The sequence below is a fragment of the Rothia sp. HMSC071B01 genome (genome assembly GCF_001808945.1).
Lineage (GTDB): Bacteria > Actinomycetota > Actinomycetes > Actinomycetales > Micrococcaceae > Rothia.
In genome coordinates this window covers 1-18,721 of sequence record NZ_KV795073.1, presented here as the reverse complement: position 1 = coordinate 18,721, position 18,721 = coordinate 1, and the positions used below count along the sequence as shown (strand labels likewise).

21 protein-coding genes are annotated in these 18,721 nt (G+C 57.9%); 13 read left to right on the top strand and 8 right to left on the bottom strand.

The genetic code is table 11. The features are described 5' to 3' along the window. Positions 1-38 precede the first annotated feature (38 nt). The 9 genes from HMPREF2527_RS05015 to HMPREF2527_RS04975 all read left to right on the top strand — a co-directional run bounded on the left by HMPREF2527_RS05015 (position 39) and on the right by HMPREF2527_RS04975 (position 7,839). Positions 39-800, top strand: a complete 762-nt coding sequence (locus HMPREF2527_RS05015; protein ID WP_070506852.1) for an ABC transporter permease — start codon at positions 39-41, stop codon at positions 798-800. A gap of 155 nt (positions 801-955) precedes the next feature. After that, a complete protein-coding gene (locus HMPREF2527_RS05010; protein WP_070506850.1) occupies positions 956-2,218 on the top strand; it encodes a sensor histidine kinase in 1,263 nt (420 codons plus the stop codon). Between the two features lie 138 nt (positions 2,219-2,356). Then, on the top strand, positions 2,357-2,989 hold the full coding sequence (locus tag HMPREF2527_RS05005) for a response regulator transcription factor (protein WP_005505116.1): 633 nt from the start codon (positions 2,357-2,359) through the stop codon (positions 2,987-2,989). 318 nt (positions 2,990-3,307) lie between these two features. Beyond that, positions 3,308-4,393, top strand: coding sequence for a redox-regulated ATPase YchF (gene ychF / locus HMPREF2527_RS05000; RefSeq protein WP_005505132.1), 1,086 nt, complete (start codon positions 3,308-3,310; stop codon positions 4,391-4,393). Positions 4,394-4,872: 479 nt separating this feature from the next. Further along, positions 4,873-5,352: an Asp23/Gls24 family envelope stress response protein gene (locus HMPREF2527_RS04995; protein ID WP_005508462.1), complete on the top strand. Its 480-nt coding sequence runs from the start codon at positions 4,873-4,875 to the stop codon at positions 5,350-5,352. Positions 5,353-5,564: 212 nt separating this feature from the next. After that, on the top strand, positions 5,565-5,981 hold the full coding sequence (locus HMPREF2527_RS04990) for an Asp23/Gls24 family envelope stress response protein (protein WP_005508463.1): 417 nt from the start codon (positions 5,565-5,567) through the stop codon (positions 5,979-5,981). Further along, on the top strand, positions 5,978-6,526 hold the full coding sequence (locus HMPREF2527_RS04985) for a DUF6286 domain-containing protein (protein ID WP_049358627.1): 549 nt from the start codon (positions 5,978-5,980) through the stop codon (positions 6,524-6,526). The genes HMPREF2527_RS04990 and HMPREF2527_RS04985 overlap by 4 nt, the downstream gene beginning before the upstream one ends. A gap of 187 nt (positions 6,527-6,713) precedes the next feature. Then, positions 6,714-7,193 carry a hypothetical protein gene (locus HMPREF2527_RS04980; RefSeq protein WP_239668321.1) on the top strand — a complete coding sequence of 160 codons (480 nt, stop codon included), beginning with the start codon at positions 6,714-6,716 and terminating at the stop codon, positions 7,191-7,193. After that, entirely contained in the window at positions 7,156-7,839 is a 684-nt protein-coding gene (locus tag HMPREF2527_RS04975) for an RNA polymerase sigma factor (protein ID WP_172855768.1), read from the top strand. Before HMPREF2527_RS04980 ends, HMPREF2527_RS04975 begins: the two co-directional genes overlap by 38 nt. Positions 7,840-8,849: 1,010 nt before the next feature. On the opposite strand, the gene HMPREF2527_RS04965 is transcribed toward HMPREF2527_RS04975, so the two are convergent. Next, entirely contained in the window at positions 8,850-9,062 is a 213-nt protein-coding gene (locus HMPREF2527_RS04965; RefSeq protein WP_044150246.1) for a TOBE domain-containing protein, read from the bottom strand. Between the two features lie 354 nt (positions 9,063-9,416). On the opposite strand from HMPREF2527_RS04965, the gene HMPREF2527_RS04960 reads away from it, so the two are divergent. Then, the gene (locus tag HMPREF2527_RS04960; protein ID WP_012903124.1) at positions 9,417-9,785 is read left to right on the top strand and encodes a zinc ribbon domain-containing protein YjdM; all 369 of its coding nucleotides are present in this window, start codon (positions 9,417-9,419) and stop codon (positions 9,783-9,785) included. A gap of 150 nt (positions 9,786-9,935) precedes the next feature. Here the strand turns inward: HMPREF2527_RS04960 and HMPREF2527_RS04955 are convergent, their stop codons facing one another. The 3 genes from HMPREF2527_RS04955 to HMPREF2527_RS04945 form a co-directional block, all read right to left on the bottom strand. After that, a complete protein-coding gene (locus tag HMPREF2527_RS04955; protein ID WP_044150247.1) occupies positions 9,936-10,193 on the bottom strand; it encodes a GlsB/YeaQ/YmgE family stress response membrane protein in 258 nt (85 codons plus the stop codon). Between the two features lie 199 nt (positions 10,194-10,392). Beyond that, positions 10,393-10,785, bottom strand: a complete 393-nt coding sequence (locus tag HMPREF2527_RS04950; RefSeq protein ID WP_070506847.1) for a DoxX family protein — start codon at positions 10,783-10,785, stop codon at positions 10,393-10,395. Between the two features lie 549 nt (positions 10,786-11,334). Continuing rightward, the gene (locus tag HMPREF2527_RS04945) at positions 11,335-12,114 is read right to left on the bottom strand and encodes an LppP/LprE family lipoprotein (RefSeq protein ID WP_049341836.1); all 780 of its coding nucleotides are present in this window, start codon (positions 12,112-12,114) and stop codon (positions 11,335-11,337) included. 278 nt (positions 12,115-12,392) lie between these two features. Between HMPREF2527_RS04945 and tpx the strand changes: the two genes are divergently transcribed. Next, entirely contained in the window at positions 12,393-12,893 is a 501-nt protein-coding gene (gene tpx, locus HMPREF2527_RS04940) for a thiol peroxidase (protein ID WP_012903128.1), read from the top strand. A 195-nt stretch (positions 12,894-13,088) separates the two neighbouring features. Here the strand turns inward: tpx and HMPREF2527_RS04935 are convergent, their stop codons facing one another. The 3 genes from HMPREF2527_RS04935 to HMPREF2527_RS04925 all read right to left on the bottom strand — a co-directional run bounded on the left by HMPREF2527_RS04935 (position 13,089) and on the right by HMPREF2527_RS04925 (position 15,688). Continuing rightward, positions 13,089-14,042 carry an AzlC family ABC transporter permease gene (locus HMPREF2527_RS04935; protein ID WP_070506845.1) on the bottom strand — a complete coding sequence of 318 codons (954 nt, stop codon included), beginning with the start codon at positions 14,040-14,042 and terminating at the stop codon, positions 13,089-13,091. Positions 14,043-14,052: 10 nt separating this feature from the next. Further along, positions 14,053-14,388 (bottom strand): branched-chain amino acid transporter permease, encoded by a 336-nt coding sequence (locus HMPREF2527_RS04930; protein ID WP_070507515.1) that lies wholly within the window; start codon positions 14,386-14,388, stop codon positions 14,053-14,055. Between the two features lie 493 nt (positions 14,389-14,881). Then, the gene (locus tag HMPREF2527_RS04925) at positions 14,882-15,688 is read right to left on the bottom strand and encodes an AzlC family ABC transporter permease (protein WP_070506843.1); all 807 of its coding nucleotides are present in this window, start codon (positions 15,686-15,688) and stop codon (positions 14,882-14,884) included. 222 nt (positions 15,689-15,910) lie between these two features. On the opposite strand from HMPREF2527_RS04925, the gene HMPREF2527_RS04920 reads away from it, so the two are divergent. Both HMPREF2527_RS04920 and HMPREF2527_RS04915 read left to right on the top strand, forming a co-directional pair. Beyond that, positions 15,911-16,423, top strand: coding sequence for an OsmC family protein (locus tag HMPREF2527_RS04920; protein WP_210390375.1), 513 nt, complete (start codon positions 15,911-15,913; stop codon positions 16,421-16,423). Between the two features lie 308 nt (positions 16,424-16,731). Next, positions 16,732-18,225 (top strand): amino acid permease, encoded by a 1,494-nt coding sequence (locus tag HMPREF2527_RS04915; RefSeq protein ID WP_070506841.1) that lies wholly within the window; start codon positions 16,732-16,734, stop codon positions 18,223-18,225. Positions 18,226-18,362: 137 nt separating this feature from the next. On the opposite strand, the gene HMPREF2527_RS04910 is transcribed toward HMPREF2527_RS04915, so the two are convergent. After that, a partial coding sequence (locus HMPREF2527_RS04910; RefSeq protein ID WP_141744449.1) for an LPXTG cell wall anchor domain-containing protein occupies positions 18,363-18,721 on the bottom strand: 359 nt, incomplete at its 5' end.

The following is an 18,721-nucleotide window of genomic DNA, read 5'->3' as shown; positions in this document are numbered from 1 at the left end:
CACCGCACACTGCCGCTACACACCTCAAGGAAAACATCATGCTCCGCTACGCACTCTACGACATCCGCGCTTCTATCCTCTCGACCGACCGATTCTTCTTCGGCGTGGCACTGCCCATCGTCTTCTTCCTGCTCTTCGGCGCGATGCAGGACTACTCCTCCCAGCCGATGGGCGACGGCAACGTAGCGGCCTACGTCATGATTGGCATGGCGCTGTACGGTGCCGTGCAGAACACCGTGGCGATTAGCGGCAGCACCGTCGCCGAGCTCTCCAGCGGCTGGAACCGCCAGCTGGCGCTGACCCCGCTGACCACCGGCAAGTACCTGGGCGCGAAGGCGCTGACCGCCCTGGTGATTTCTGCGCTGCCGGTGATTGCGGTGAACATTGTGGGCATGTTCACCGGTGTTGAGATCCCTGTGAACCAGCAGCTTGCCGCTGGCGCGCTGACGGTGCTGTGCGGTCTGGTGTTCGCCTTCTACGGCATCATGATGGGTCTGCTGATTCGTAACGAGAACGCCGTGTCCATTGCGAACGGTCTGCTGGTGATTATGAGCTTCTTCGGTACCGTGTTCTCCCCGCTGAGCACCGACCTGCTGAAGTACGCCCGCTTCACCCCGCTGTACGGTGCCGCCGAGATCGCCCGCTACCCCTTCACCGCAGGTCAGACCATTATTCTGGGCGGTGGTGAGGACTGGTTCGTCACCGAGCCGCTCTGGTACGCCGTGGTGAGCCTGGTCGTGTGGGCGGCTATCTTCCTGGGTGTTTCTGCCCTGCTGATGCGCCGCGCAACCCGCCGCTAAATGCTTCTTCCCGCCGCAGTCTTGAATCCCGAGGCTGCGGCGGAAGCCGTATCCACTCACGCCGAACTTACTCGCACCGAACCCACGCTGTACCCGTTGAAGCCGCCGCACCGGTGATATCTGCACCCGCGGTATTCGCACGTTAGGCTAGAACCATGACCGAAACCCACACCCACCCGCACAACACTGACCAGACCAGCGTAGCGAACAAGACGGCACCCACCGCCGCGAAGCGCACCCTGGGCAAGAATCGCTTCCGCTTCCTCTACCGTGAACGCCGCGGCAGCGTGAACTGGCTGGCGCTGGGCTTTAGCGCCCCGTGGCTGGTGTTTCTGCTCATGCCGCTGGATAGCTTCCTCACCGCCCCGGAACTGGCGCCGGTGCGTTGGACCGGCGTGGCGCTGATTGCGCTGTTCGCGGTGGTGAACTGCTCGGCGTACGCGGTACCGTGGCTGGTGCCGGTCGCCTCCACGGTGTGCCGAAGCGTCATCTGGACGGCACTGATGATTCTGCCGTTGGTAGGTATGGCGGTGTTGACCCCGAGTGACATACACGTAATTCTGCTGGGCTTCGGCATGTACTTTGTGGCGTTCTGGATTTTTGGGACGATTGCCCCGTACCGTCTGCGACTGACCGTCGCGGCGTCGATGGGCGCAATCTGCTGGTTGACATTCGTTACTGTGAGCGGTTTCGATTTCTCCTCTCACGGCGGAATTGCTCTCTTTATCGGCGCGCCGCTGCTGGGTCTTCTGGGTTTCTCCTACCTGATTGAGCTCGGCGAACGTGCGGATGTAGCGCGTGCCTCCCTGGCGCTCTCGGAGGAACGTGAAGAGATCGCCCGCGACGTGCACGACGTGCTCGGTCACTCCCTGACCGTCATCACCCTCAAGGCGGAGCTGGCGCAGCGCCTGCTGGAGATTGACCCCGCCCGCGCCGGTGCTGAGATGGAGGCGATCGCGCAGCTGTCCCGCGCATCCCTGGCGGAGGTTCGCTCAACCGTGACGCGCCTGCGCGTGCCCGACTTCTCGGGTGAGATTGAGGGGGCGGGTCGTGCCCTGCAGACCGCCGGTATTCGCGCCGAACTGCCGGAGGCTCAGAACGCGCTCGCGGTGGCCGGTGTGAACGCGAAACTGTTCTCCTGGGTTCTGCGTGAGGCGGTCACGAACATGGTGCGCCACTCGGGTGCGAACGCGGCGCGGGTTCGTCTGAGCGCAACCGGTCTGGACATCCTCGATAACGGCGTGGGTGTGGGTGATGCGCGCGGTAACGGTCTGACGGGTATGGCTCAGCGTGTGGCGGCGTCCGGCGGTAGCGTGGTGATTGAGGCGGCGCCCGAGCAGTGGCTGGCGGAGAACCCTGGCGGTGGGGTGGGTACGCGCATCCGTGTGAGCATGGACGGCGACACCTCACTGCTGTAAATAGGTGCTGTAGATTGTGGAACTTGGCGCCGCGCCCTGGACGGGGGAGCTACCCGCCCCTGTATGGTGGTGATAGACAACCTCACACGGTTGTTCCGCCCGCCGTTATCACTCCGTCTTCAGCCCTGGGAGGCTCCCATGATTCGTGTTCTGCTCGCTGACGATCAGCAGCTCATCCGTGAGGCTCTTGCCGCCCTGCTGGGTCTGGAGGTTGACCTGCAGATTGTGGGTCAGGTCGGTAGCGGTGATGAGGTGTTGGGTGCTGTCGCCCTGTTGAAGCCGGACGTGGTGTTGCTGGATGTGCAGATGCCCGGTACTTTGCTGGCTGATGGTATTGAGGCGGCTGCGGCGCTGCGTGATGCGGGTGCTTTGAGTGAGTCGGGTGAGCCGGTGCGTACGCTGATTGTGACGACTTTTGGCCGCCCTGGCTATGTGCGCCGCGCCCTGGAGGCTGGTGCGAGCGGTTTCGTGGTGAAGGATACGGGCGCTCGCCAGTTGGCAGAGGCGATTCGTCGTGTGCACGCGGGGTTGCGTGTGGTGGATCCGTCGTTGGCGGCGGATTCTTTGGTGACGGGTGCTTCTCCGTTGACGGAGCGTGAGGCGCAGGTGCTGCGTGAGGCGGCGTCGGGTGGTACGGCTCAGCAGATTGCGTCGGCGTTGTTTTTGTCGGCGGGTACGGTGCGTAATTATTTGTCGGCGGCGATGGCGAAGACGGGTGCGTCGACTCGTCAGGATGCGGTGCGTATCGCCACGGAGAACGGCTGGCTCTAACCCGCTGCTTCTCATCTCTTTCTCATTGACCCCCGGCGGGGGAGCGGTGGCGCTTCCTCGCCTCATTTTTCGCCTCCACTTTCTCCTTTTCTACGCCCCGGTTAGTGCATGTCATGCACTCAGGGCGGCTCTTGCCCGAACACGGTAGAATGGTAGTGTCTATGCCCGCAGGCGCCCCGCACCCGTTTCTTCTTGAGACTGGCGGTGTCGCGCTTGGAAGCGGGCACCATTTTCGCCCTGTGCCCGCCCGCACCCGCCGCATCACGTACGCGGCGCATCCTGAGTGTTTGGCGGGGTACATGAATCGAAGGAAAACTTGTGGCTCTAACTATCGGCATTGTTGGCCTGCCTAACGTGGGCAAGTCCACCCTGTTCAACGCTCTGACCGGCAACACTGTGCTGGCGGCTAACTACCCGTTCGCGACCATTGACCCGAACGTGGGCGTGGTGAACCTGCCGGATGCGCGTCTGAACCGTCTGGCTGAGATTTTTGGTTCGGAGCGCATTCTGCCTGCGACTGTTTCGTTCGTTGATATTGCGGGTATTGTGAAGGGCGCTTCTGAGGGTGAGGGCCTGGGTAACAAGTTCCTCGCGAACATTCGTGAGGCGCACGCTATCGCCCAGGTGGTGCGTGCGTTTGATGACCCGGACGTCATTCACGTGGACGGCAAGGTCGACCCCGCGTCCGATATGGAGACCATCAACACTGAGCTGATTCTGGCTGACCTGCAGACTCTGGAGAACGCTATTCCGCGTCTGGAGAAGGCTGTGAAGATTAAGAAGGGTGACGCCGCTCAGCTGGAGACTTATAAGGCTGCGCAGAAGATCCTGGAGGATGGTGACACCATCATTTCTCGTGCGAAGGACGCAAAGCTGGAGCTGGCTCATTTGAAGGAGCTGAACCTGCTGACTGCTAAGCCGTTCATTTACGTGTTCAACGCGGATGAGGGCATTCTGGCGTCTGAGGAGAAGCAGCAGGAGCTGCGTGACATGGTGGCGCCGGCTGAGGCTGTGTTCTTGGATGCGAAGCTGGAGGCTGATCTGGTGGAGCTGTCTGAGGAGGAGGCTCGCGAGATGCTGGAGATGAACGGTCAGGATGAGTCCGGCCTGGACCAGCTGGCTCGCGTGGGCTTCTCGACCCTGGGCCTGCAGACTTATCTGACTGCTGGTCCGAAGGAGGCTCGCGCCTGGACTATTTATAAGGGTGATACTGCGCCGCAGGCTGCTGGTGTGATTCACTCTGATTTTGAGCGCGGCTTCATTAAGGCTGAGGTTGTGTCTTTCAAGGACCTGGACGAGGCTGGCTCCATGGCGGAGGCGAAGGCTCGCGGTAAGGTCCGTATGGAGGGCAAGGACTACATCATGCAGGACGGCGACGTGGTCGAGTTCCGCTTCAACGTCTAAGCGATAAAAACATAAAAAGTGGAGCCCCGCGCTGTGTGTACAGTGCGGGGCTCCGCTTTATCTTTGTTGGCTTCTTCTGAAGAGTCTGATTGGGCTATCTTCTTGCTTGAATCTATAGGATGACAAGATAGAAAGCTGTCTTCCGAAGTGGTCGTCTGTGGTGTTGCGGTAACTCTTATCTGGCGGGATATACGGCAATGGTGCGCTACCTATCTATATGTTTGTGATGGATTGTTACGCGCACAAGAAGACCATTTTTTGAGTTATGTGATGCACTGCATAAAATAAAGCTATGACGAAACCGCAGTTGGTAGCGTCTAACTATTAGCACGGCAAACATGACGGGCAGCAAAACCAGTCAGATCAGTCAATGAAGAAAGCTGATCGTGGATGCCACCGAGGGCACCTTGACTACATTGCTTACTGCATCGTGCATAACCGTTATTAACCATCTCGGATTTTTACGAAAGAGGCTCCAAATGAGCAACAACGCTATCCCCCAGACCGCAAAGCAGCGCGAGCACAACGAGAACAAGGCTGAAGAGACCAAAGAACCCCGCGGCCCCCTCCAGACCGAGCACGGTGTTACCACCATTGATGAGAGCGTCGTCGCAAAGATTGCTGGCATGGCAGCTCGTGAAATCCCCGGCGTCTACGACATGGGCAACGCTGTCCGCCGTGCGTTCAACGCAGTGACCGACCGTATCCCCAACGCTCAGACCAACGTTGCTGGCGGCATTAGCGTCCAGAAGGGTGAGACCCAGGCAGCTGTCGAGGTTACCGTAGTCGTCGAGTACGGTGTCTCCATCGTCGAGGTTGCCGACGCAATTCGTCGCAACGTTATCGAGCAGATTGAGGGCACCACCGGTCTCGAGGTTGTTGAGGTCAACATCAACGTTACCGACGTTCACCTGCCCGAGGACGACTCTAACAAGTCCGAGGACACCGACCTCAAGTAACCCGCATCCAACGCCTTAATCTAAGGAGTTCTTATGAAGACAACGCACCTGGCCCTCCTGGTGGGCCTGTTCCTTGGAGCCGTTCTTGCCTTCGGTTCTTTCGGAACGTTCGTTCTGGTGGCCCTGTGTGGCTTTGCCGGATGGGCCGTAGGCCTCTGCCTGGAGGGCCGGGTCGATGTCCGAAGCCTCCTGGACGGGCGAAAGAAGTGACGATGGTGACCGCGAACCAGCGTGCAAACATGCAGCTAAGTGCTTCCCAGGAAGAACGTTCTTCCTGGGAGCACCGCGGCACCACAACCATCCCCGCGCGACTCGTTGCAAAGATTGCAGCTGAGGCTGCAAATGAAAGCGCCAACGTTGGCTCAAATGCTGGAGGCGTACTGGGAATTGGTACCCGCCACAACTTCGACTCGCGCCCTGAAGCCCAGTGTGAACTCTACGGCCAGGTAGCAGTCCTGCACCTGGACATCGGACTGGTCTTCCCCGCACCTTTGTCCCCCATCCTCGAAAATCTGCGCGCACACGTGCGTAACCGCGTTGAGTACCTCACGGGGCTTAGCGTGGGCAAGATTAACATCGAGATATCCTGGCTCAATCCGAGCAGCCACGTTAGGAAGAGCCTTAAATGAGTACACCTGTTCCGAAACTAATTCGTCGTCCCTCGCGAAGCATCCCTAGCATCCTGTTGGCTCTGGTTTTGCTTGCACTGGGGGGACTGGTGGTTTGGCTTGCGGTTCACCGAATGGTGAACGGTGCCTGGCCCGAGTCTATGGTGGGTACCCTCACCGCTATTGGTTCTACCGCTCTTGGCTCCGTCACGGCTATTATCTTCGCCATCATCCTGGCGGTGTGCGGTCTGGCTATGATCATTGGCGCTGTGTTGCCTGGAGTCCCGGATCGTATAGAAATTTTCCCCGACGATATTCCCGGTCAGACTGTCGCAAAGCGCCGAGACTTGGCTAACCTCATTCAGACCCAGGTTGAGCAGATTGACGGCGTCCACTCCGCTATCGTTACCGCTAACGGCTCCCGCGTAGACGTTGTTGTCCATAGCGTCTTGGACGACCTCGGCCCCGTGCGTGAAGCTGCACGGAAGAAGACCGACGAAGTTCTAAAGATGCTCGCACCCGTGGGTATTGCACGTAGTCGCGTGCGGATTAAGCATATTAGCTAAAGGAGATACGAATATGCGTTCAGTTTCTGGTGTTTTGAACAGAACTGTCCTAGCCACCTTTGGGCTTCTCCTTGTAGTAGTGTCCTTTTGGCTTTTAGCTTCGGGTCTCAATGCTGGTCAGGCTTGGCCGGAAATTGCACCTTTCCTGGCCTCTGCACAGGACCCGGTAGCTAGCTTTATCGGACCCATGGTACACACGCCGTGGTTCCTGCCTGTAGTAGCACTGGTATCAGTACTTATTGTCGTTGTCGGCTTGTTCATGCTGGTTGCACAGGTTCCCCGTAAAGCTGCTGCCTCCCCTTTGAAGTTTAGTGGTTCTGAGGGTGTGCTGATGGCTACTTTGGCACCTGAGGTTCTGGCGCAGGCTTTGACTGAGCGTGCTCAGGAAGTCCCTGGTGTGGAAAAGTGCGCTGTCTGGGTTACTGGCTCCCCGAAGAGCCTGTGGGTTCAGGCAGAGGCTACTGTCTCTCAGGGGTGTGAGGTTGAGTGGGCTATTGCTGAACTCAAGAACCGACTTAATAATGATGTGGCAGTATCTTTCGGCGCAAGCCCCAAGCAGATTGACGTTCTAGTACGGCTGGATCGTTCCTCGAAGTCGCGTAATGTCTCCGAATCTGTAACTGGCCATCATGCACCCGAAATCACGGGAGAGAGCATTGGCGCATAACCCTCAGAGCGAGGTGGCGCCAAAACCTCAATCCCATCAGTACCCCACCGCGCAGTTGAGCGCTTTGTCTGAAGCAACGCAGGACGAGGACCGATACCTTGTCCTGCGTGCTCAGGACGGAGACATTGACGCCTTTGAGAAGCTTGTTGAGCGTTATCAAGGGCGTCTTTTCCGCTCTGCATATATGATTGTTCGGAACCGTCAGGACAGCGAGGATATTGTTCAGGATACCCTCGTCCAGGCTTGGCGTAGCCTTCACCTAGTTCGGGAACCGGCAGCTTTTCGTGGCTGGATTATGCAGATTTGCACTAATAAAGCTACTAGTATGGTGCGTAAGCGCCAGCGTCGTGCCACGGATCCTTATGATGCAGAAGGACTCGAAGGTGTGAGCGCTGCGGCTGAGATGACGTCGAGCAGTACCGCTGACCCGGCTGAGTCCAGTGAAGTTAATGCGCAGATTCAGGCCCTTGCCGATCTTTTGGCGTCCGTGGAACCTGGACTGCGTATAGTATGGATTCTTCGAGAAATCGATGAGATGTCATACGAAGAGATTGCCAAGACACTGAACCTGACAGTTTCGACCGTCCGTGGGAGGCTGGCACGAGCCCGTTCTCTCGTCATACGCCTGATGAAGGAGTGGGCTTGAGTAACGCCAAAAACCTCTCAAATAAGGTCCGACACTCAGCAGCGTCGGTGAGGTCAATCGTACGATCCCATGAGCGGGATGATGCAGACACCCGCGAGTACCTACGTTTTATTGCTTCCCTGCACGAAGAGTGGGACCGCCTGGAATCTGAAGGGAATGACTCGGTCCTGCCCCGTCGCCCCCTAATGGAAGCTATTCTTGCTGAAACCCGACACGGTAAGCAAGTGGAGATGCCAGCAACAGATTTAGGTCCCTACAGCATGTCTGAGTTTTCGTTGAGGGCTCTTATTCGCCGCACTGTGGACTCAGTACCCGGTGCACGTTCCTTGCGTTCTTCTTTTGAGCATGCACCTTCAAGCGAAGAGCATCGCGGTCTGGGGGTGCCGGAGGTTGTATCCTGCCGAATCTCGGCTCACGGTGCCGTTGAAAGCCTACCGCAACTGGCCCAGCAAGTCCGCGAAGCCGTCCGCGAAGCCTGCGATAAGAACCTGGGAGTCTCCCCGACAGTCAATGTACATATCGAGGATATTCATCATGACGACTAACTTCTCTGCCGCCGAGCTACTTCGGCTGGTCACTGCCATTCCCGGAGTACGAGGAATCGAACCTGGGCTGGGTAGCACCCTGAAAGTAATCGGTAGCCGCATGACGCAGGCCCGATTTGGCGTAATCGTTGAATCAGGCTCGAGCCAAGCTACTATTGAGGTCGGCATTGACGGATCCAGGCCGGTCAAAGATATCGTACGAGATATCCAAGATACTGTCATTAATTCACTGTCTCAATCGCAGCAACACGACGAAGAGCATTCAAACTCTAAAACCTTAGAGTCAATCAGTAGCGATGACGACAGTACCCCGCAGGTTAGGGTGAGGGTCCAGTCCCTCCTGTAGGGGGTCTACCTCAGAAAGCAACGGAGCCCCGCACTGTACACACAGTGCGGGGCTCCGCCCTATTAACCCTCGCGCGCCACAACAGGCAGCCGTAGGGTGTTAAGTCTTATCGACCGGGATTAGTGGTCAGCACCAACCATAACGTTGGAAGCCTTGATGACTGCGTAAGCGGTCTCGCCAACCTTCAGGCCCAGTTCCTTAATGGACTCGTTGGTGATGGACGCGGAGATAATAACCTCGGGAGCGATCTCAATCTTAACGATGCCGTTGGTTGCACCCTCGGTGATCTCAACAACCTTGCCAGCGAACTGGTTACGTGCAGAAAGCTTCATGAAGCCGTGCCTTTCACTCAATAAACGTACAAATGCTCTAGATACTTTACACGCCTTATCTTCTGCATAATGAGCAAAAACCCGAATTTTCGTAAATATTACGCACAAACCAGGCAAATTTTATTTTCGGTTTCACCCACGCCCCGCACCCACCCCAAAAGACCGGCAAAAACCAGCCCCGCACATGCGGTTCACACCCGCCAAATGGTATAGTCAGCACGAACGCGAGAACCCTCGCACCCTCCACCGTCGCACCCCTTGCCTGGCTGACGCGCGCCCACACGCCGCAGCACCACCGCAGTAACACCGCGGAAACAGGGGAGCGGCGCATCCGCACAGATCGAAGAAGGAACCATGAGCGAAAACCTCAACGACATCGAAGCACCCGCCTGCCCCGAATGCAGCGAAAACTACACCTACGAAATGGGCGAACTCTGGGCATGCCCCATGTGCGGCCACGAATGGGAACGCACCGCAGCAGGCGAAACCGAAGAAGCGGCAGGCTCCAAGGTTCTCGACTCCGTTGGTAACGAGCTCGTCGACGGCGACTCCGTCACCATCGTCAAGGGCCTGAAGGTCAAGGGCGGCGCAGACATCAAGGCAGGCACCAAGGTGCGCGGCATCCGCCTGCTCGAATCCCCCGTCAACGGCCACGACATTGAGGCGAAGGTCCCCGGCGCAGGCCAGATGTACCTGAAGTCCTCCGTGGTGAAGAAGGCATAAGCCAAGGCGATATAAGCCAAGAATACACAAAACGCCTCCTGCGAGGCGCAGAAAAGGCGGCACCTCCCGCACTAGCTCACGCTAGGGGAGGTGCCGCCTTATGCTTTATAAAAATTGCTTAGGTTTTAAAAGAAATTAGCAAATATCTCTTTACTTTTTACCGGTCAAGCCCATGTACAGGGAAATGGTCAGCATTGCAGCAATAATTGAGATAATCCAGCGGATCCAGTCAATGCCGCTAGTGTCTGCAACACCCAGCTGGGTCGCTGCCCAGGTACCGATAGCTGCGCCGACAGCACCGCAGATAATGGTCCAAAGAATCGAAATGTTCTGGCGGCCTCGCATAAAGAAGCGTGCAAGTGCACCAATAATTGCGCCGGTAATAATGGTGCCAATAAAAGTACCCATTGTAATCTCCTTGGGTTTATATATCTGCCACTGTGGCAGATAGTATGTTGTTTTCAATTATACGTAAATATGATATAAGAAGAGCTTATATGAGCTTTTATTAAGCTAAAAGCACCTTAGTGTTTTATCTCTAAAACGCTAAGGTGCTTTTCTCGTCAATGAGATGAGTGTCGAATGTATCGAATGGTGAATGTATTGACTACTTCGACTTACGCCAAATCTTCAGAGCGCTACAAATCATCGGCAACTGCAGGGGCAGACGACCGTACGCAATAGCCTTACGCTGAGTGGACTGGTTACGTGCATCCAGAGCCATCTGAATGTTCGCGGGGAACACCGCAACAAACAGCAGAGCCGCAAGCAGGCCACCGGCACGGCGGGTCTTGTCATTAGCCAGCAGGGCAGCGGTGCCCAGCTCAGCTACACCCGAACCGTGAGTGTACGCGTGGGCAGGACCCGGCAGGTACTTCGGCACAATCGAGTCGAAGGGATCCGGGACGATGAAGTGCAGCGCACCCATCACAGCGAGGGCGCGAGCCATGCGAGTAGCCGAGCGCTGCGCGCTGTACTCTTTCTTCTTAAAAATACTCATGCTCCCATTATGCGCCTGTCAGAGGCGTATTCCTTGGCTCAATGGCACGCTGAACCGCTGCGTGTTTGCGCGTGTTTGACTGTCTAGAATGCGGACTCAGCGCGCCAAACGGAAAAACGTTGTTCAAAAGCAGGTAAGATAGGGGACAACGGCACCACGCGCGGATGACGCCCCGCCTGCCCCTCACCTTTCGGTGAGTTGCCAGACGGAGTAAAACACCGGGTGCCTATCGGAACAATCAAAGGAGTACACCATGAAGAAGATTCTGTTCATCGCTATCCTGGCAGGCGCTGCATACTTCGGCTACAAGAAGTTCGCTGCCTAAACAGTTAGCCCTCGGGCATTCTACATATCCTTAAGCAACGAAAACCCGCCCTCTCACATATGCACCATATGCGAGACGGCGGGTTTCTCGTATGCCCAACGTCTGGGTCCCAAACCCCCTGGCCCCAAACTCTCTGGGCTCCAAACACTCTGGCTTCAAACGCGTAGATTCGGGGCCGCGGCCTATGAAGCGGGCTGCCTAGTAGCTTGGTCTAGTAACTCGGCCTAGTAGCTCGGCGGAACCTCACCGGTCATCACAACCTTGTTCTGCGAAGAGCTCCAGGTAAACTCAGCGGTCGTGCGGCCGCTTGCGTTGTGTACCTTCTCGTCATCCTTCATGTAACGGTAGGTCACACGAATCGAGCTGTCCGAGGTGCGGGTAATCACCGGGGAGAACGAGTACGGCTCATAGGTTGCGGTACCAATGAACTTGCCGCGGTGGAACAGCAGAATGTGGTGCACCATCGCTGCAGTGCAGCACGAAGACGGGGAAGAACCCGGAACCGCGTCAATCCAGGACAGCTCAGCACAGGGGTCGTAACCCTCGTAGCTTGCCGAAACGTTCGTCCATTCGTCCCAATTTTTCTTATTCTTCAACTCGCGCAGAGCCTTAGACACCACGGTCGACGCAGAATCAGACGCGCAGGTGGAGTCCTTCTTCGACTCAGACTTGGAATCCGACTTCGACTCAGAGGTCTTCGACTCGGATGCGGTCGGCTCAGCATGAACCGTAATCGTCACCACCGACGGCACCGGAGCAGGCGACGAAGCACTCGGGGAAGCACTCGCGGATGCGCTCGGGCTCGCCGACGGGGTGGGGAACAGCTCCTGCGTAGAAGTAGCGCTCGCGGAGGCAGAAGCGCTACCAGAAGAAGACACCACGGTACCCGAAACAGCAGAATCAGTGCTTGCCGAGCAGGACGTGACAACAAGAGCTAGAGCGGCGCCCAGTGCGGGTAGAGCCAAAGCGGTGCGGCCGGTGAAACGGCGGTGAGTAGAAGACATGAATACTCCTGAAGATGCGCTGCAACGCGCATCGGTGCTGGTCAAGAAGTGAATAGTGTGAACTCGTCCAGTATAGGGAAAAAGAAGCGGACGCGCGGCGCGTGCGGTCAGCGCTGTTCATTACCGTAGAGTCACAGGCCGGGATTAGCGCTAGACAGCGGCTACAGCAGAGCCAGGGGAGGCGAATCGGCATAGCAGAAAATCAGCTATGCGGAAACTCTGCCCGCTAGTGCCTGTGTCCCCTTGCACACCCGCCCTATCCGGGGGACAATGAAGGCATGGCTGAAGTAACTCTACAGAACGAACTCGTAATCCACACCAACGGCGACCTGCCCGCAGTCGGCGCAAAGCTGCCCGAATTCTCGGTTCTCGCGGCTGATCTCTCCGAGATTTCCTCCGCAGATTTCGCAGGTAAGAACCTGGTGCTGAACATCTTCCCCTCCGTCGACACCAGTGTTTGCGCAACCAGCGTCCGCACTTTCAACAAGCAGGCTGCAGGCCTGGAGAACACCGTCGTGCTGTGCGTCTCCAACGACCTGCCCTTCGCAATCGGCCGCTTCTGCGCAGCCGAGGGCATTGAAAACGTCGTCACCTCCTCCGCTTTCCGCTCCTCCTTCGGTGAGGACTTCGGCGTGAAGCTGATTGACGGCCCCCTGGCGGGTCTGCTGGCACGCTCTGTGGTCGTCGTGAACCCCGCCGGTGAGGTTGTCTACACCGAGCTGGTTCCCGAAACCACCAACGAGCCCAACTACGAAGCAGCCCTGGCAGCTATCAAGTAAGCTAAGCTTGGTACGGGAGCTGGATACAATCCCGGCACCCGCACATACTTCCGTCAGGGTTACCTGGCGGTACACAGCACAGCAGATACTGAACGTCTACAGCGCATGGGTTCACCCACACATGCGGCTGGCGACAGCATAACGCCCCGCCCACCCGGTATTTCGGGTGGGCGGGGCGCTTTACTATATCCAGACTTAGTGTTCGGAGGCGCCGGGATGACCGGGAGCGTCGGCTTCGGCAGGCTCCTCATCGGCGACCAGCATATGCTCCGGCAGGGTGTCGCGGCGCTTAGCCACCACAAAACGAGAGATAAGTAGCAGCATATACACCACCATCGAAATCAGTAGCATCGACTGCGGCGCCAACACCAAACCAACCACTGCAGATACACCTGCAATAGCTGCGGTGGTACGGTCCTTTGAGCTCTGATAAGCATCGATGGCGAGCACCGCAAAGAGCGCTGTCATCACAAAATCCACGCCCTTGAGCTCACTCAAGAAGCTTGCACCCAGTACATAGCCGAGCGTAGCGCTCGACAAAACACTCAGATGCAGACCCGCATGAATCCACAGGATGCGGGAACCACGCAGCTTATGGCGGTCCGGTCCGGTGTTCAGCGCGTACGCCTCATCGATGAGGGTGTACACGGTGTAGAACTTCGCCAAACCACCCCGCACACGCTCAATCGGGTAGGACAGGCCGTACATGAGGTGGCGCGAATTAATGAGCAGAGTCATCACCGCGATAGAGAACAGCGAGGCGTGATTCGACACCATATCAATCAGCACAAACTCCACCGAACCGGCAAAAACCAGGAGCGGCAGCAGGGGAGCCACCCAGAACGGCAGACCGTAACTGTGCACCAGCACGCCCAGACCAATGCCGACAAAGAACAGACCCAGCATAATCACGCCGGCAACGCGCATCGCCTCCGCGAAGCCGCTCTCGCGCGGCTGCTGAGAGTCCTGCGCATCGGGGGAGGCGGGGGCCTCCACCACGGGAATCATGCCGGTTAGCGGAAGCGCAGAAGCAATGACCTGCTCCACCTGCTCGGGAGAAGCCTGATGGGGCGCGGGTTGGCTCGCCTGCTGAGGCTCGGGCTGAGAAGAAACGGCGGGGGAAGAAGCAGAATTCTTAGAGATGCTCATCGTGACTCCCCTAGAAAACCCAGTTAGCCAGCACAACGCAGGTGACGGTACCCGCCACCATGCTCAGCACCATATTCTTGCGCCACAGGTGCGCACCCACGGTCACCACCAGACCCGCCAGGTACGGTACCGCCGTAGCGAACGAGGAGTAATTAATCTTCGCCACCGCATAGATGGCAAGTAGCGCAACCGCGCCGAGCGGAATCCAGTGGCTGAGCGCATCCAAAAGTTCGGAGCCAGCCAGAGCCTTCTTCAGACCGAAGGGAAGCAAACGAAGCAGGAACGTAATACCTGCAGCCACAAGAATCGCGGCAAGAATATAGCCGGTGGTCACTTCACTGTTCATGAAGATTTTCTCTTTCTGCACGTACTCAGCGAAAGAACCCTGAACAAGGCGTGCGGGTGAAGCCCTGAAAAGCATCCGCGAAACCTGAAAGCATCCGCGAAAAGGGTAGGGAGAGCCCAGCCGAAGAGGGACTGGGTGCTAAGTAGTGCGGTAGGTACGTGAGTTGATGAAAGCCGCGAAACAAGGAGGCGGAGGGTCGTTCCTCCTGCGTGAGACTAGTGCTTGGCGCGGGTAGTTGCGCGCATAACTAGTTCTCGCGTGACCTCGAGTGATGCCGCTCCCGGTGCGGTGTTACTCCGGGGCGGCACAGCGTTCTGCGTCGCTAGTTTCCTTAGCGGTGTCTTTCATCTGAGTCATGGGTACCTCAACCTCTGGGTGCCTCCGTGCAGGTTCGCACGTGGAGGCGTCTTACGAATCCTAGAAATAGAAAGAGGGGAGAGCGAAGCTCTACTCATCTATCCTAACTGGTTTTGAACACGTATGTATAACGTTCTTATCGCTGTGTGGAAGCGGGCGCATCAGCGGTAGCGGCGCTTTCAGCCTCAGCCGCCACCTCATGCACAGCACGATGCGGCAGAGTACCGCGGCGCTTCGCCACCGGGAAACGCGCCAGCAGCAGCACCACATACGAACCCAGAGCCACCACCAGGAACGAGGACAGCGCAAAAATCAGCGCAACCGCTGCCGAAACCGCCACAAAGAGCGCCGTCACACGATCCGGGTTGGCGCGGTAGCCGTCCATCGCAAGAACCGTGAAGATGGCTACCATCACGAAGTCCACGCCCTTCAGGCTGCTGAGGAAGCTTGCGCCCAGCACATACCCGAGGACTACGCTTAGAATCCATGAGACGTAAATCAGCACGTTCACCCACAGAATGCGCGCCCCCGAACGCTCATTACGATCGGGGCCGGAGTTGAGAGCAAACGCTTCGTCGCAAAGAGTGTGAATCGCCAGAGCCTTAGCCCAGAAACCCTTCACATTGTGCAATGGGTAGGAAAGACCGTACACCAGGTGGCGAGCATTCACGAGGAACACCGTCAACGCAATCGACGCGATAGAGGCGCAACCAGAAATCATGCCCACCATCAAAAACTCTACCGAGCCGGCAAACACCAGTGAAGAAAGCAGCGGTGCCGTCCAAAAAGGCATATGGTGCGCACTCAAAATAACACCCAAACCCAAACCCAGCACCGCGATACCGAGCATCACCACGGAAGAATCCGCAACAGCCAAGCGGAAATCACTCTGCGTGCTCGTACGCCCAGTGTCGGGACGCTCAGCGCCGGGGGTCTGTGCCATCAAAGAGTTCCTTGTGTATGTTGTGCTCTTCAAAAAATCTACTGTGTGCGTGAGGGACTTCGAAGCTCCGCCGCGGTTTTCCAGTGTATAGGAGCGCTTAGATGGCCGTCGAGAAAAAGAGTCCGGGAATAAAATATGAGAAACACGCTTATAGTGAATGACGCTAAACAACGCGGCGCTGAATAACCTAGTGACCGTGCAGACAACCCGAAAGGAACCTCAATGGCTGAACAGAACAACGCTGAGCAGAACAACACCGTGCAGACTGCAGAAGAGCAGAAGAAGGTGTACTCGCGCCAGCAGGAACGCCGCGAACTCGAAAACTACCGTCAGACCAAAATCGAGCGCATCGACCGCCTGCGCTACCGTGCCTGCGGTGCCAACGGCGCAACCCTCGACTTCGGTGTGGGTGAGGGGCTGCTGACCCCCGTCGAGTTGCTACTTGCCGCTATTGCCGGTTGCTCCTCCGTGGACGTGGACGCGGGTACCTCCCGCCGCTCCACCCCGGAGGTGTTCGAGGTGCTCGCCTCGGCGCTGAAGCAGACCGAAGACGGCGCGGTGCGCCTCGACGACGTTGAGGTGGACTTTGATGTGCGATTCCCCGAGGATGAGCAGGGCGCTAAGGCGCAGAAGATGGTGGACCGTCTGATTCAGCTCAGCGAGCAGAAGGACTGCACTGTTTCTCGTACCGTGGAGCACCCCACGAACGTTTCGTTCCACAACCTGGCTGACTAAAGCCGGGTGAGCTGAATAAATCGGGTGAATTGGCCTGATAGGGAACCCTCCCGTACCGCATATACATGAGCGGTGCGGGAGGGTTTTTCTGTGTTTTTGTGGTTTTGGGTGGAAAAGAGCCTCAAAAGCGGGTAGGATTGACCCTCAGATTAGGAAAACTTACGGTACGTAAGAAATCCTTATGATTGAAAAATTTCTTGACCCAGGCACAAACCTTCGGCGGCACCACCCGCAGCAAGACTAGACTGGACACCAGACTAGACCGCTAGCAAACGCACGAAGCAATAGCCTCAGAAAGAAGACCTGACATGGCACAGCCTACAGAGACTTCCGGCACTGCATCGGAAGCCACCCCCGCAGAGGGTGAACTGAAGCGAGGCCTCTCCGCCCGCCACATGCAGATGATTGCAATCGGCGGCGCAATCGGCACCGGCCTCTTCGTCGCCTCCGGTAAGACCATCTCCACCGCGGGCCCCGGCGGCGCAATCCTCGCCTACGCCCTCATCGGCATCATGGTGCTCTTCCTCATGCAGTCCCTCGGCGAGATGGCAGCGCACCTGCCCGTCCCCGGCGCATTCCAGACCTACGCAGCACGCTACGTGTCCCCGTCCTTCGGCTTCGCCATGGGCTGGAACTACTGGTTCAACTGGGCGATTACCGTCGCCGCCGAACTCGTCGCCGTCGGCGAGGTGATGAGGTACTGGTTCCCGAACGTCCCATCCTGGGTGTGGGCGGCAGGATTCCTCGTGCTGCTGACCGGCATCAACGCCCTCTCGGCACGCTCCTACGGTGAAAGCGAATTCTGGCTCGCCACCATCAAGGTCGTTACGGTGGTCGTCTTCCTCATCGCGGGTATCGCCATGATTTTCGGCATCCTGGGCGGTAGCTCCCCGGGCGTCTCCAACTGGACTGTCGGTGAGGCACCCTTTGTCGGCGGCGCACCCGCCGTACTCGCCATCTTCATGGTGGCAGGCTTCTCCTTCCAGGGCACCGAAATGATCGGTGTGGCTGCCGGCGAATCTGAGAATCCCCGCCGCGATGTGCCCCGCGCGCTGACCAGCGTGTTCTGGCGCATCATGCTCTTCTACATCGGTGCGATGGTCGTCATCGGCTTCCTGATTCCTTACTCCGACCCGAACCTGCTCACCGCAGCGGACGGTAACATCAACATCTCCCCGTTCACCCTCATCTTCGAGCGTGCGGGCATCGCCTTCGCGGCAGCCATCATGAACGCCGTGATCCTCTCCGCAGTGCTCTCTGCAGGTAACTCGGGCCTGTACGTTTCGGCTCGTATGCTCTTCGCGCTCGCCCAGGAGGGCAAGGCACCGAAGATGTTCACCCGCATCAACTCCGGCGGCGTGCCCATGAATGCGCTGCTGGCAACCGCAGCTATCGGCGCGGTCGGCTTCATCGCCGCACTGCTCTCGCCCGATGGTGCGTACCTGTGGCTGGTGAACGTTTCCGGTCTGGCTGGCTTCATCACCTGGGTGGGTATCGCCGTGGCGCACTACCGTTTCCGCCGCGCATACCTGAAGCAGGGTAACAGCCTGAAGGACCTGCCCTACGTGGCGCCGTTCTTCCCTGCAGGCCCGATTATCGCCTTCCTCATGTGCCTGGTCGTTATTGGTGGCCAGAACTACGAGGCGTTCCTGAGCGGTGACTGGGCTGGTGTGCTCAGCTCCTACATTGGTCTGCCCGTGATTATCGCGGTCTGGCTGGTGCACCGCGTGGTCACTCGTGACCGCCTGATTCCGCTGGAACAGATTGACGTGAGCGGCATCGAGGTTACGGCTTCGAAGTAACACGAACACTTGCGTCTGCTGATTGAATGAGCTGATACGTGAAGAGCCGCCGGTTCCCCTCAACAGGGGAGCCGGCGGCTCTTTGCTATCCGCAGTTAATTCCGGACGGGTGAGCTAGGCTGTATGCCCTGCAGCTCTTAGGAGTGGCGGCGCGAGCGCAGAACGCTCAGACCAAGACCAGCACAGATTGCAGCAACACCAATGCCAACAATCACACCAACGCTGGATGCACCGGTATTCGCCAGGGTAGCCTTCTTGGGGCTGCTTTCCTTAGCGAGGCTGTCCTGTGCCAGGCTGTCCTTTGCGGAGCGGGCGGCGGTCACCGGAGCCTCCTGGGCGGGCTTGCTCTGAGCAGGCTTATTCTTGGGATGCGCCACGGTTGCGTCCTCCAGCTTGTCAGCGTTCGGGGTCTTATCGGCAACCGGCTCCGGAGTGACTGTTGCTTCCGGCAGCGCGGGAACCGTTGGTGCGTCGGTGGGGTTTACGCCAATGGTTG